The organism is Actinomadura sp. NPDC049753, assembly GCF_040674655.1.
Classification (GTDB): Bacteria; Actinomycetota; Actinomycetes; order Streptosporangiales; family Streptosporangiaceae; genus Spirillospora; species Spirillospora verrucosospora.
This window is the reverse complement of the sequence record NZ_JBFARL010000040.1, coordinates 1-12,645: the sequence shown is the minus strand read 5'-3', so window position 1 is coordinate 12,645 and position 12,645 is coordinate 1. Positions and strand designations below refer to the sequence as shown.

The following is a 12,645-nucleotide window of genomic DNA, read 5'->3' as shown; positions in this document are numbered from 1 at the left end:
ATGAGCGCGCGGACCGCCCCCAACCCGGCGCGGAGGCTGTTCGCCACCGTCCTGGCGTGCGAGGCCATCGTGATCGCGCTCGCGATCCCGGTGGCGGTGACGGTGCTGGACGTGGACGGGGCTACCGCCGGCGGCGTGTGCGGCGGGCTGGCCGTCGCGTGCGTCGCGCTGGCCGGTCTGCTGCGCTTCCCTTGGGCGGTGCCCGCGGGCACGGTCCTTCAGGTGCTGATCTTCGCGACCGGGTTCATGGTGCCGGCCATGTTCTTCCTCGGTGTCGTTTTCGGGGCACTTTGGGGTACGGCCATTTGGCTGGGACGCAAGGTGGGCGGCGCTCCGCCGCGCTAGGTTCGCGGGGACGGCACCATTGCGTCCGCCGATTCTCGCGTCATTCCATTATCGCGTTATTTGGACAAATTACCCTTCCGGGAAATGCGCGTGCGGCGGACGACGACGTCCTAAGGAGCACGCCGTGTCCTCCCACGCACGCGAACACCCGCCCGGCGACCTCACCGGGACGCGGCCCGCCGGGCCTCCGGCGCGCCCCGCCGAAGGGGACGCCCGGCGGAGGCTCGCGACGCTCGGCGCGCTGCTGCTGACGTTCACCGCGCTGCCCGCGGCCGTCCTGGTGGTGCCCGACGCGTCCGGCGACGTCGTCCCCGCCGCCGCGAGCGCCCTCGCGCTCGGCGACGCCGAGATCCCCGGGCTGCTGCACGCCACCGGGCTGTCCCTGCCCGCCCTGCTGGTCACGGTGCCGCCCGCCGCCGTCGCCGCCCGCCGGCTCCCCGCGTGGGGCGTGCTCATGGCAGGGCTCGCGGTGCTGCTCGCCGGCATCGGCGCCGCAGGCCTCGCCCGCTCGCTGCCCGACATCGGGGCGGTCCGAGCCGTCCAGGGCGTCGGGGCGGGCCTCATGCTGCCCGCGAGCCTCGTCCTGGTCTGGGAACGCCGGAACCGCGCCCTGGCGGCCGCCTGGGCCGGGGCCCTCGCGGGCACGCTGATCCTCGCGATGCCGCTGGCGCTGAAGGCCGTCCCCGTGCCCGCCGACGGCGCCGCCGTCCCTGACTGGCGTGCCGCGCTCGCGCCCTGCCCGCTGCTCGCCGTCGCCGCCGCCGTCGCCGCGATCGCCCACCCCCTCCTGCGCGGACGCCGCCGCCGGCGACCGCCCGCGCTCCGGCGCGCCGAACGCGGCCGGCTGCTCCTCGTACTGGTCCCGGCGGGCGGCTTCGCCTTCCTCTCCGTCGTCGCCGCGCACGGCTGGTCGCCCGGCGCGCGGCTCCTCCTCGCCGGGCTCACGCTGCTCGCCCTGGCCGGCCTCGCCCTCGCCGGCGGCCGGGACGCGGCAGCCGGCGGCCCGTCCGGCGGCGCGGGCGCCATGATCGCCGTCGGCCTGCTCTCACAGCCCGTCGCGGGCCCGCTCGCGGGGCTGGCCGCCGCCGAGGCGGGGGCCGGGGCCCCGCCGCTGCTCCCCTTCGCCGTGGCGGCCGCCGCCGCCCTCGCGGGGGCGCTCGCGGCCACCCGCGCCGGGACGCGCGGAGCCGTCCGCACCGGCCACCTCCTCATGATCTCCGCCGTGCCGCTCGGCCTCGCGGGCGGCGCCCTCGGCCGCTGGGCGCTGCTCGCCCCCCTCGTCCCCCTGGGCGCCGGCGCGGGGCTGGCCCTCGCCGCCTCGCTCCGGGACGCGAGGGTCGGCGCCGCGCTGTTCGGGCTGTCGCTGTGCTTCCCCGCGGTGCTGGCCGGGCAGCTGCTCGTCCTGTCGCTGCAGGCCGGGCGGCTGGAGCGGATCCGTCCGCTCACCGACGCCCAGCATGTGCGCGCGCTCTCGGAGGGCTACCGCATCTGGCTGGTCGTCGCCGGGGTGGCCGCCGTCCTGCTCGCCGGAGCCACCGCCCGCCTGTGCGCCCGACACGCCGCGGCACCGCGCCCCCGCGCCGCACGGCTCCCCGGGAATGCCGCCGCGGACCCCGGGGCCGGGTAGGATTCGCGCGCTTACCGAATCCGAAATGCTCTAGGAGAAACTGTCGTGTCCGAGCGCACTCTTGTCCTGGTCAAGCCCGACGGCGTTCGCCGCGGCGTCGTCGGCGAGGTCATCTCCCGGATCGAGCGCAAGGGCCTGAAGCTCGTCGCGCTGGAACTGCGCACCCTCGCCCGCGAGACCGCCGAGGCGCACTACGAGGAGCACAGCAGCAAGCCGTTCTTCGGCGAACTGGTCGAGTTCATCACCGGCGGCCCGCTCGTCGCCATGGTCGTGGAGGGCCCGCGCGCCATCGAGGCGTTCCGCTCGCTCGCCGGCGCCACCGACCCGGTCAGCGCCACCCCCGGCACCATCCGCGGCGACTTCGCCCTGGAGATCGGCGAGAACATCGTCCACGGCTCCGACTCTCCCGACTCCGCCGAGCGCGAGATCAAGCTCTTCTTCCCCGAGGTGTGATGCTGTGCTAGCCCAGGGGGGCGACCCCCTGGAACCCCCGTTGCGAGCCGGGCGATCCTCACGCCACGGTGCGGGTTCCGTGCCCGTGCGGGTTGTCGTCGTGGCGCTCCGGTCGCCCGGCTCGGCGGGTCGTGCGACCTCCAGGCGCTAGAGCGCCTTCCGGCCGCCCGACCCGCGCCCCGGCTCAGGTCGACTCCGAGAGCGTCACGACGTGCACGTCCAAGAGCGTTGGACGTGGAAGGCTCGCGCCCTCCTGGACAAGGGATCTCGGCCGGGGCATGAGTGCGGCTGTGCCCTGGGCTGAGGGGCGGTTGAAGCGGGCTTGGATGTTCCTCATCTGAAAAACAGTCCGAGGGGGCGGTCGTCGCTCGTCCCAGAATCGGCTTGTGGGCGGGTAAGGGCGTGCCCCGCGGCACGTCGGGCGCCTTCATGCGCCGGTAGATCCACGGCCCGGGGTTCGGCTTTTCTGCTGCCGAGCCGAGCGAAGCTCTGAGGCGAATCGAACCGTGTTGCGGCGTGGGGCTGTGTCGGGCCGGGGAAGACCCCCTAAGATCCTCGGATACCCGGTGGCGTCGGGCCTGCCGTGGGCGCCGCGCGTCTTTGGCCGACCGGCCGCCGGGTCAGTCCGCCGGGTTCTCTTTATGGAAAACCGGGCTGGTCAGGACGCGTTTTTTTCGCGACGCGCGGCGCGGGGGTGACTGCCCGCGGAGGTACGCGCACGTTACGATGGACGCGCCGCTATACACGCCCGTCAATCATGAAGGGCTCCCTTTCTTCATGGGTAACAAGCTGTCGTTTCTTGGCCGTGACATGGCGGTCGATCTTGGTACCGCCAACACCCTGGTGTACGTGCGCGGGCGTGGCATCGTCCTGAACGAACCCTCCGTGGTGGCGATCAATACCAATACCGGGAAGATCGTCGCGGTGGGCATCGAGGCGAAGCGGATGATCGGCCGCACACCGGGCAACATCGTCGCGGTCCGTCCGCTGAAGGACGGCGTCATCGCCGACTTCGACGTCACCGAACGGATGCTGCGCTACTTCATCCAGAAGGTGCACAAGCGCCGGCACTTCGCCAAGCCGCGGATCGTCGTGGCCGTGCCGAGCGGGATCACCGGGGTGGAGCAGCGCGCGGTGAAGGAGGCCGGCTACCAGGCCGGCGCCCGCCGCGTCTACATCATCGAGGAGCCGATGGCCGCCGCGATCGGCGCCGGGCTCCCCGTCTACGAGCCGACCGGCAACATGGTCGTCGACATCGGCGGCGGCACCACCGAGGTCGCGATCATCTCGCTCGGCGGGATCGTCACCAGCCAGTCGGTGCGCGTCGGCGGCGACGAGCTCGACCAGGCCGTGATCTCTTTCTCCAAGAAGGAGTACTCCCTGATGCTCGGGGAACGCACCGCGGAGGAGATCAAGATGGCGATCGGGTCGGCCTATCCCGGCGGCGACGACGAGCCGCACGCCGAGATCCGGGGCCGCGACCTCGTCAGCGGGCTGCCGAAGACCGTCGTGATCTCCGCCGAGGAGGTCAGGCGGGCGATCGAGGAACCGGTCAACGCCGTGGTGGACGCGGTGAAGACCACCCTCGACAAGTGCCCGCCCGAGCTCTCCGGCGACATCATGGACCGCGGCATCGCGCTCACCGGCGGCGGCGCTCTGCTGAAGAACCTCGACGAACGGCTCCGCGAGGAGACCGGGATGCCCATCCATCTGGTGGACAACCCGCTCGACTCGGTGGTGCTCGGCACGGGCAAGTGCGTCGAGGACTTCGAGTCGCTCAGGCAGGTGCTCGTGCCGGAGCCGCGGCACTGATTCGGACGTGGCCGGCCAGGGGACGCGAGGGGTCGTCCCCCGGGCGAGCCGACTCGGACATAGTCCGCCGAGGGGGACGCGGGGGCGTCCCCCCTCGTGAGGCACTGGGCTCCCGGCGGACCAGGGAACGGGAGGTCGGTGCGTGAAGGACACCCGGCGCACCCGCGTGGTCCTCGGCGCATTGCTGGTCGTGGCGCTCGCGATGATCACCATTGACTACCGCGGCGGGCACGACTCGCCGCTGCGCGGCCTGCGCGGCGTCGGCGCGACGGTGTTCGGCCCGGTGGAGCGGGCGTCGGCGTCCGTCGTCCGGCCGGTCGGCAACACCTTCGACGCGATCACCGACGCGCCGGGCGAGCGGCGCCGGGCCGACCGGCTCGCCCGCCAGAACCAGCGGCTCCGCGAGCAGCTGCGCTCCAGCCGCCTCGACCAGGACCGGTCCGCGCAGCTGCGCAGGCTGCTCGGCACCGCGGGAATGGGCGGCTACAAGATCCACGCCGCGCAGGTGATCTCCGCGGGGCAGGGCTTCGAGGACACCGTCACCATCGACGTCGGCAGCCGCAGCGGCATCCGGCCCGACATGACCGTGATGAGCGCCGACGGCCTCGTCGGCCGCGTCACCCGCGTCGGGCCCGCGACCGCCACCGTCCTGCTCGCCACCGACCAGACGTCCTCCATCGGCTCCCGGCTGGAGGAGTCCAAGGAGATCGGCATCACCCAGGGCCGGGGCCGCCGCGGACTCGGCCGGGGCAGCGCGACGCCGCTGCGGTTCCAGCTGCTCGACGCCGCCGCCCCGATCCGGGTCGGCCAGCGGATCGTCACGCTCGGGTCGCAGGGGCAGAAGCCGTACGTCCCGGGCGTCCCGATCGGCGTGGTCGAGCGGATCGAGCGCTCCACCAGCGGGCTGACCCGCACCGCCTACGTCCGGCCGTTCGTGCGGTTCACCAGCCTGGACGTCGTCGCCGTCGTGGTCGCCCCGCCGGAGACCGACCCGCGGGACGCGGTCCTGCCGCCCAAGCCCCCGCCGCCCCCGACCCCGACGCCGACCGCGACGCCGTCGGCGAGCAAGAGCCCGAAGACGAAGCCGCGCCACTCCAAGAGCCCGTCCACGAATCCGACCCGGGGGGACTGACGTGCTGAACCCGCCCGAGGCGTCGCCGGCCGGCCGCGCCGCGGTGACCGCCGTGGTGATCGTCGTGACGCTGATCCTGCAGGTGTCGGTGGCGAACCGGCTGCCGCTGCCCGGCGGCGTCCAGCCCGACCTGGTGCTGCTCGCCGTCGTCGCGCTCGCGCTCGTCGCGGGCTCCATGACCGGAATGGTGGCCGGGTTCCTCGCGGGGCTCGCCGCCGACATCATCCCGCCCGCCGACCACACCCTCGGCCGGTACGCGCTCGTCTACTGCCTCATCGGGTACCTGTGCGGCGTCGCCTCCGCCGAGATGGACCGCCAGTCCGCGGTGCCGTTCCTCGCCGTCGCCGCCGGCGCGCTCGCCGGGACCGTGCTGTACGCGGGCACCGGGATGATCCTCGGCGACCCGCGCGCCGAGTGGGCGACCGTGTCCAGCATGGTGCCGCTGCAGGTGCTCTACGACGTCATCGCGAGCCCGTTCGTGGTGTGGGCGGTGCTGCGCGTCACCCGCCGTTACGAACGCGGGGAGCGCGCCCGCGGCGACCGCCTGGCCGTGCCCGCCGCCCGCTACCGCGCGATGTCGGGGCGGAGCGGGACCCTGTGAACCCGAGGACCCACTTCCGCCTCGTCGTCCTGTACGTGCTCGTCGCCGCGCTGCTGCTCGTCCTGATCGGGCGGATGTGGGCGCTCCAGGTCCTGGAGGGCGAGCACTACCGGGCGGTCGCCGCGGAGAACCGCACCCGCGACATCGTCGTCCCCGCCACCCGCGGCATGATCCTGGACGACCGCGGCAGGCCGCTCGTGCGCAACCGCAGCGCCCTCGTCGTGTCGGTCGACCGCACCACGCTGTCGCGGCAGAAGGACGGCGGCCAGACCGTCCTGAAGCGGCTCGCCGCCGTCCTCGGGACGTCCCAGGACGAGATGTCCAAGCGGATCCGGCTGTGCGGGCCCGGCATCAAGCGGCCGTGCTGGCCGGGCTCCCCCTACCAGCCGATCCCCGTCGAGGACCACGTCGACCCCAAGCGCGCCCTGCAGATCATGGAGCGGCAGGAGGACTTCCCCGGGATCACCGCGCAGGTCCAGGCCGTCCGCGACTACCCGCGGCCGGAGGGCGCGCGTCCCGCGCAGCTGCTCGGCTACCTCCAGCCCGTCACGCAGGAGGAGCTCGACAAGCGCAAGGGCCTCAAGGTCACCGGTTACAGCGGCGTCGACCTCGTCGGGCGCGACGGCCTCGAAGCGCAGTACGACTCGGCGCTCAGCGGCGAGCCCGGGTTCCGCAAGGTCCTGGTCGACAGCCAGGGCCGCGTCACCGGCACCGCGCAGGAGAAGCCCCCGACGGCCGGCGGCAACCTCGTCACCAGCATCGACGCCGGCGTGCAGGGCGCGGCGGAGAAGGCGCTCAAGAACGCGATCGACGGCGCCCGCAAGCAGGGCCGCCCCGCCGACGCCGGGGCCGCGGTCGTGATGGACGTGCGCACCGGCCGGATGATCGCGATGGCGAGCTACCCGACCTACGACCCCGGCATCTGGACCGGCGGCATCTCCCAGGACGAGTACGACGCGCTCCTCGGCAAGAAGCAGGGCGAGCCGCTGATCTCCCGGGTCACCCAGGGGCAGTTCGCGCCCGGCTCCACCTTCAAGATCTCCTCGGTGGCCGCCGCGGTGAAGGACGGCAACAGCCTGACCGGCACCTACGACTGCCCCGGCTCCTACAACGTCGGCAACCGCGCGTTCCGCAACTTCGAGGGCGAGGAGCTCGGGGCGATGTCGCTGCACACGGCGCTCGTCAAGTCCTGCGACACGATCTTCTACCGGTTCGCCTACCAGGAGTGGCAGCGCGACGGCGGGATGAAGCCGAAGAAGAACCCCTCGGACCCGATGGTGAGGATGGCCCGTGACTACGGGTTCGGGTCGCGCACCGGCGTCGACCTGCCCAGCGAGAGCGAGGGCCGCATCCCGGACCGGGGGTGGAAGAAGAGCTTCTGGGACGCCACCAAGGCCGCCAACTGCAAGGGCGCCAAGACGGGCTATCCGGAGGTCGCCAAGACCGACCCGGCCCGCGCCGCCTACCTGAAGGCCGTCGCGACGGAGAACTGCACCGAGGGCTACGTCTGGCGGCCCGGTGACGCGGCGAACTTCTCGGTCGGGCAGGGCGACGTCCTCGTGACGCCGCTGCAGCTCGTCCGCGCGTACGCGGCCATGGCGAACGGCGGCAAGCTGCTGACCCCGCGGCTCGGTGTCGCGGTCGTGCGTCCCGACGGCTCGATCGTCCGCCGGATCGACGCGCCGCCGCCGCGCAGGCTGCCGGTCGACGGCAAGGTGCTCAAGTACATCCGCGAGTCGCTCGCGGAGGTGACGAAGAGCGGCACGGCGTCCGGGGCGTTCTCCGGCTTCGACTTCAAGCGCGTCGACGTCGGCGGCAAGACCGGCACCGCGGAGGTCTACGGCAAGCAGGACACGTCCTGGTTCGCCTCGTTCGGCCCGGTGGACAAGCCGCGCTTCGCGGTGGTCGCGATGGTCTCGCAGGGCGGGCAGGGCGCGCAGACGTCCGCGCCGGCCGTCCGGGAGATCTGGGAGGCCATGTACGGGACGAAGGACCGCAAGGCCATCCTCCAGGACGGGAGACTCCCGTCCGAGCTGCCGCGGATGCCCGTCGAGGGGACCGCCCCATGATCACCGATTCCGGGGTCGGCAGCGTCGACGCCTACGCCGCGCACCGGTCGTGGACCAGCAGGCTCGCCGGTCTGCGCCGGCTCGACCTGCCGATGCTGCTGGCCGTGCTGGCGCTGTCGGCGGTGGGCGCGCTGCTGGTGCGCTCGGCCACCTTCCACCTGCTGACCGAGCAGGGCAAGGACCCCGAGGGCTTCCTCAAGCGGCACATCCTGAACCTGATCATCGGCTTCCTGCTCGGCGGCCTGGTCACCGTGCTCGACTACCGGCTCCTGCGGGCCTACGTCCCCATCCTGTACGGGCTGGCGTGCGTGGGGCTGCTGGCCGTGCTGACCCCGCTCGGCTCGACGATCAACGGCTCGCACTCGTGGATCGTGATCGGCGGCGGGTTCCAGGTGCAGCCGTCGGAGTTCGCCAAGGTCGGGCTCGTGGTGCTGCTGGCGATGATCCTCGGAGAGCCGCGCGACGGGGAGATCGGCCCCGGCCGGCGGGACGTGCTGCTCGCGCTCGTGCTCGCCGGGGTGCCCGGCGTGCTGATCATGCTGCAGCCCGACCTCGGCACCACGCTGGTGTTCATCGCGGTCGTGCTCGGCATGCTGGCGATCTCCGGCGCCCAGAAGCGGTGGCTCGTCGGGCTGGTCGGCGGGGGCGTCGCCGCGGGCGCCGCCGTGTTCTTCTTCGGGCTGCTGAAGGCCTACCAGATCGCCCGGTTCACCGCGTTCCTGAACCCCGAGGCCGACCCGCGCGGCGCCGGCTACAACGCCCAGCAGGCCCGCATCGCGATCGGGTCGGGCGGGGCGTTCGGCAAGGGCCTGTTCCACGGCGAGCAGACGGGCGGCCACTTCGTCCCGGAGCAGCAGACCGACTTCATCTTCACGGTGGCGGGGGAGGAGCTCGGCTTCGTCGGCGCGGCCGTCATCATCGCGCTGCTCGGCGTGGTGCTGTGGCGCGGGCTGCGCATCGCCACCCAGGCCGCCGACCTGTTCGGGACGCTCGTCGCCACCGGGGTCGTCTGCTGGCTGGGGTTCCAGACGTTCGAGAACGTCGGGATGACGATCGGGATCATGCCGATCACCGGGCTGCCGCTGCCGTTCGTGTCCTACGGCGGGTCGGCGACCTTCGCGAACATGATCGCCTTCGGCCTGCTGCAGGCCGTCCACGTGCGCCGCCGCCCGTTCGATTAGCGACCGGCGACCGCGTAGGCTGGACGTTCATCCCCACGTCCCCTGCACGGAGGGTTCCGTCATGCCGGTCGAGTCGCTCTTCCCGCGCCTGGAGCCGCTGCTCCCGAGCGTGCAGAAGCCGATTCAGTACGTTGGCGGCGAGCTGAACTCCCAGCTCAAGGACTGGGACGAGACCACCGTCCGATGGGCGCTGATGTACCCGGACGCCTACGAGGTGGGGCTCCCCAACCAGGGCGTCCAGATCCTCTACGAGATCCTCAACGAGCGCGACGGCGTGCTCGCCGAGCGGACGTACTCGGTGTGGCCCGACATGGAGGCCGTCATGCGGGAGCACGGCATCCCGCAGTTCACCGTCGACGCGCACCGGCCGGTCGCCGCCTTCGACGTGTTCGGCGTGTCGTTCTCCACCGAACTCGGCTACACCAACCTGCTGACGGCGCTCGACCTCGCCGGCATCCCGCTGGAGGCCGCCGACCGCACCGGCGACCACCCGATCGTGATCGCGGGCGGGCACGCCGCGTTCAACCCCGAGCCGATCGCCGACTTCGTCGACGCCGCCGTCCTCGGCGACGGCGAGGAGATCGCGCTCGGCATCACCGAGGTCGTCCGCGAGTGGAAGGCCGAGGGCGAGCCCGGCGGACGGGACGGGCTGCTGCTGCGCCTCGCCGCGTCCGGCGGCGTGTACGTCCCGCGCTTCTACGACGTGACCTACCTGCCCGACGGCCGCATCCAGCGGGTCGCGCCGAACCGTCCGGGCGTGCCGTGGCGGATCGAGAAGCACACCGTCATGGACCTCGACCAGTGGCCCTACCCGAAGAAGCCGCTGGTCCCGCTCGCCGAGACGGTGCACGAGCGGTTCAGCGTGGAGATCTTCCGCGGCTGCACCCGCGGCTGCCGGTTCTGCCAGGCCGGAATGATCACCCGCCCGGTGCGGGAGCGGTCGATCACCACGATCGGCGACATGGTGGAGCAGGGGCTCAAGGAGTCCGGCTTCCAGGAGGTCGGGCTGCTCAGCCTGTCCAGCGCCGACCACAGCGAGATCGGCGACGTCGCCAAGGGCCTCGCCGACCGCTACGAGGGCACGAACACCTCGCTGTCGCTGCCGTCCACGCGGGTCGACGCCTTCAACATCACGCTCGCCAACGAGTTCTCCCGCGGCGGCCGGCGCTCCGGCCTGACGTTCGCGCCGGAGGGCGGCTCCGAGCGGATGCGCAAGGTGATCAACAAGATGGTCAGCGAGGACGACCTGATCCGCACCGTCACCACCGCCTACGAGAACGGCTGGCGGCAGGTCAAGCTGTACTTCATGTGCGGCCTGCCCACCGAGGAGGACGAGGACGTCCTCGCCATCGCCGACATGGCCAGGCGCGTCATCCAGGCCGGGCGTGACGCGACGGGCCGCAAGGACATCCGCTGCACCGTGTCCATCGGCGGATTCGTGCCGAAGCCGCACACCCCGTTCCAGTGGGCGGCGCAGTGCGACCACGAGACCGTCGACCGCCGCCTGCGCGCCCTCAAGGACGCCCTGCGCGGCGACAAGGAGTACGGGCGCGCCATCGGCCTGCGCTACCACGACGGCCAGCCGTCGATCGTCGAGGGCCTGCTGTCGCGGGGCGACCGGCGCGTCGGCAAGGTCATCCGCGCCGTCTGGGAGGACGGCGGCCGCTTCGACGGGTGGAGCGAGCACTTCTCCTACGAGCGCTGGACGGCCTGCGCCGAGAAGGCCCTGGCCGGGGAACCCGTCGACCTCGCCTGGTACACCGTCCGGGAGCGCGACGAGGTCGAGGTGCTGCCCTGGGACCACCTCGACGCGGGGCTCGACCGCGAGTGGCTCTGGCAGGACTGGCAGGACGCCGTCGACGAGACCGAGGTCGAGGACTGCCGCTGGACGCCGTGCTACGACTGCGGCGTGTGCCCCACGATGGGCACCGAGATCCAGATCGGCCCGACCGGCCGGAAGCTGCTCCCGCTGAACGTGGTGTGACGGGGAACGTGGTGTGACGGGATTCGACCGCGTCGTCCCTTGAGCTGCAAGGGTTCCGGGCTTACGGGGGCGGTGCCTGGCCGAACCGGGTCGCAGGCCCCGTACTCTATAGGGAGACCTGTATTTCGACTCGACACGAGTAGGAAGGACCAGAACCCTGGCACCCATGCCGGAGGGTCCGGCGCCGGCCCCCGTGACCCAGCGACTGCGCGTCCGCTACGCCAAGCGGGGCAGGCTGCGGTTCACGAGCCACCGCGACATTTCCCGGGCCGTGGAACGCGCCGTGCGGCGCGCCGGGATCCCTGTCGCGTTCAGCGCCGGATTCACCCCCCACCCGAAGATCTCGTATGCGGGTGCGGCGGCGACAGGGGTGGCCAGTGAGGCCGAATACCTCGAACTCGGGCTCACCGAGACCCGCGACCCTGCGCGGGTGCGAGCCGATCTCGACGCGGCCCTGCCTCCCGGACTCGACGTCCTGGACGTCGTGCCGGTAAGGGCGGGCCACGGCGACGCCCCGGTGAAGCCGGGCGCGTTCACCGATCGGCTTGAGGCGTCCGAGTGGCGGATCCGGCTGGACGGTGTCGCCGAAGGCGACGCCGCCGCGGCCGTGGCCGCCTTCATGGCCGCCGAGAACATCGAGGTAGAACGTCTCACGAAGAAGGGACGGCGCCGTTTCGACGTGCGCGCCGCCGTGTCCGCCTGTGAGCTGGACCGGCGTGCCGCCGAGACGGCGGATGCCCCTTGTGCGATACTTCGAATGGTTGTTCGGCATTCCACACCCGCCGTTCGACCCGACGACATCCTCACCGGACTGCGCCAGGTCGCCGACCTCGCGCCGCCGTCACCTCCGCTGGTGACCAGGCTGGCGCAGGGGCCCCTCGACGCGGACACCGGTGGCCTCGCGGATCCCCTGGATCCCGACCGGGAGACCGGCCTACCGCCCGGCGACGACGCCGGGACGGCCCGCGGCCATGAGCGGCCGCGGTCCGGGGACGCCGCGAGCGCGGATGCCGTCAGCGCCTGACCGTGGGACCGAAGCCGTGGAGGCACGGAACCGGCCCCGCAGGGTACGGAAGGCGCACCCCCGACGACTTCGTCGTCATGGCCGGACCACCGTCCGGCGGTGACGGCACCGACTGACGAGGTGCTCTCGTGCGGCGCACCGCATCGTTCCGCTTCCCGGCGGGACGGGCGGACGCGCCCGGGAGCCTGACGGGAGATTGCCCGGATGCTTGAGAACGAAGCCGATGCGGCCGCGGCCGAAGGCGCCGACGGGACCGTTGACGACGAGACCGCGCGGACCGAGGGAGCGCAGAGCGGGAGCGCCAAGGGCGGGAGCGCCAAGGGCGGGAGCGCCAAGGGCGGGAGCGCCAAGGGCGGGAGCGCCAAGGGCGGGAGCGCCAAGGGCGGGAGCGCCAAGGGCGGGAGCGCCAAGGGCGGG

General features: G+C 72.6%; 10 protein-coding genes and 1 pseudogene. All 11 read left to right on the top strand.

Annotated elements, in window-relative coordinates; translation table 11 throughout:
- Nucleotides 1–345, top strand: coding sequence for a DUF4233 domain-containing protein (locus AB0K37_RS13640; RefSeq protein WP_363979581.1), 345 nt, complete (start codon nucleotides 1–3; stop codon nucleotides 343–345).
- A gap of 124 nt (nucleotides 346–469) precedes the next feature.
- Nucleotides 470–1,972 (top strand): hypothetical protein, encoded by a 1,503-nt coding sequence (locus AB0K37_RS13635; RefSeq protein WP_363979578.1) that lies wholly within the window; start codon nucleotides 470–472, stop codon nucleotides 1,970–1,972.
- A 45-nt stretch (nucleotides 1,973–2,017) separates the two neighbouring features.
- Entirely contained in the window at nucleotides 2,018–2,425 is a 408-nt protein-coding gene (gene ndk, locus AB0K37_RS13630; protein ID WP_363979575.1) for a nucleoside-diphosphate kinase, read from the top strand.
- A gap of 777 nt (nucleotides 2,426–3,202) precedes the next feature.
- A complete protein-coding gene (locus tag AB0K37_RS13625; protein ID WP_185026548.1) occupies nucleotides 3,203–4,237 on the top strand; it encodes a rod shape-determining protein in 1,035 nt (344 codons plus the stop codon).
- A gap of 142 nt (nucleotides 4,238–4,379) precedes the next feature.
- Nucleotides 4,380–5,369: a rod shape-determining protein MreC gene (mreC, locus tag AB0K37_RS13620; RefSeq protein ID WP_363979571.1), complete on the top strand. Its 990-nt coding sequence runs from the start codon at nucleotides 4,380–4,382 to the stop codon at nucleotides 5,367–5,369.
- A 1-nt stretch (nucleotide 5,370) separates the two neighbouring features.
- Nucleotides 5,371–5,970 (top strand): rod shape-determining protein MreD, encoded by a 600-nt coding sequence (gene mreD / locus AB0K37_RS13615; RefSeq protein ID WP_363979568.1) that lies wholly within the window; start codon nucleotides 5,371–5,373, stop codon nucleotides 5,968–5,970.
- Nucleotides 5,967–8,039, top strand: coding sequence for a penicillin-binding protein 2 (gene mrdA, locus AB0K37_RS13610; RefSeq protein ID WP_363979565.1), 2,073 nt, complete (start codon nucleotides 5,967–5,969; stop codon nucleotides 8,037–8,039). The genes mreD and mrdA overlap by 4 nt, the downstream gene beginning before the upstream one ends.
- A complete protein-coding gene (rodA, locus tag AB0K37_RS13605) occupies nucleotides 8,036–9,220 on the top strand; it encodes a rod shape-determining protein RodA (protein ID WP_363979562.1) in 1,185 nt (394 codons plus the stop codon). Before mrdA ends, rodA begins: the two co-directional genes overlap by 4 nt.
- A gap of 61 nt (nucleotides 9,221–9,281) precedes the next feature.
- Nucleotides 9,282–11,204 (top strand): TIGR03960 family B12-binding radical SAM protein, encoded by a 1,923-nt coding sequence (locus AB0K37_RS13600; RefSeq protein ID WP_363979559.1) that lies wholly within the window; start codon nucleotides 9,282–9,284, stop codon nucleotides 11,202–11,204.
- A gap of 166 nt (nucleotides 11,205–11,370) precedes the next feature.
- On the top strand, nucleotides 11,371–12,228 hold the full coding sequence (locus AB0K37_RS13595) for a TIGR03936 family radical SAM-associated protein (RefSeq protein ID WP_363979556.1): 858 nt from the start codon (nucleotides 11,371–11,373) through the stop codon (nucleotides 12,226–12,228).
- Nucleotides 12,229–12,432: 204 nt separating this feature from the next.
- Nucleotides 12,433–12,645, top strand: a pseudogene (locus AB0K37_RS13590) (hypothetical protein); the annotation flags it as partial.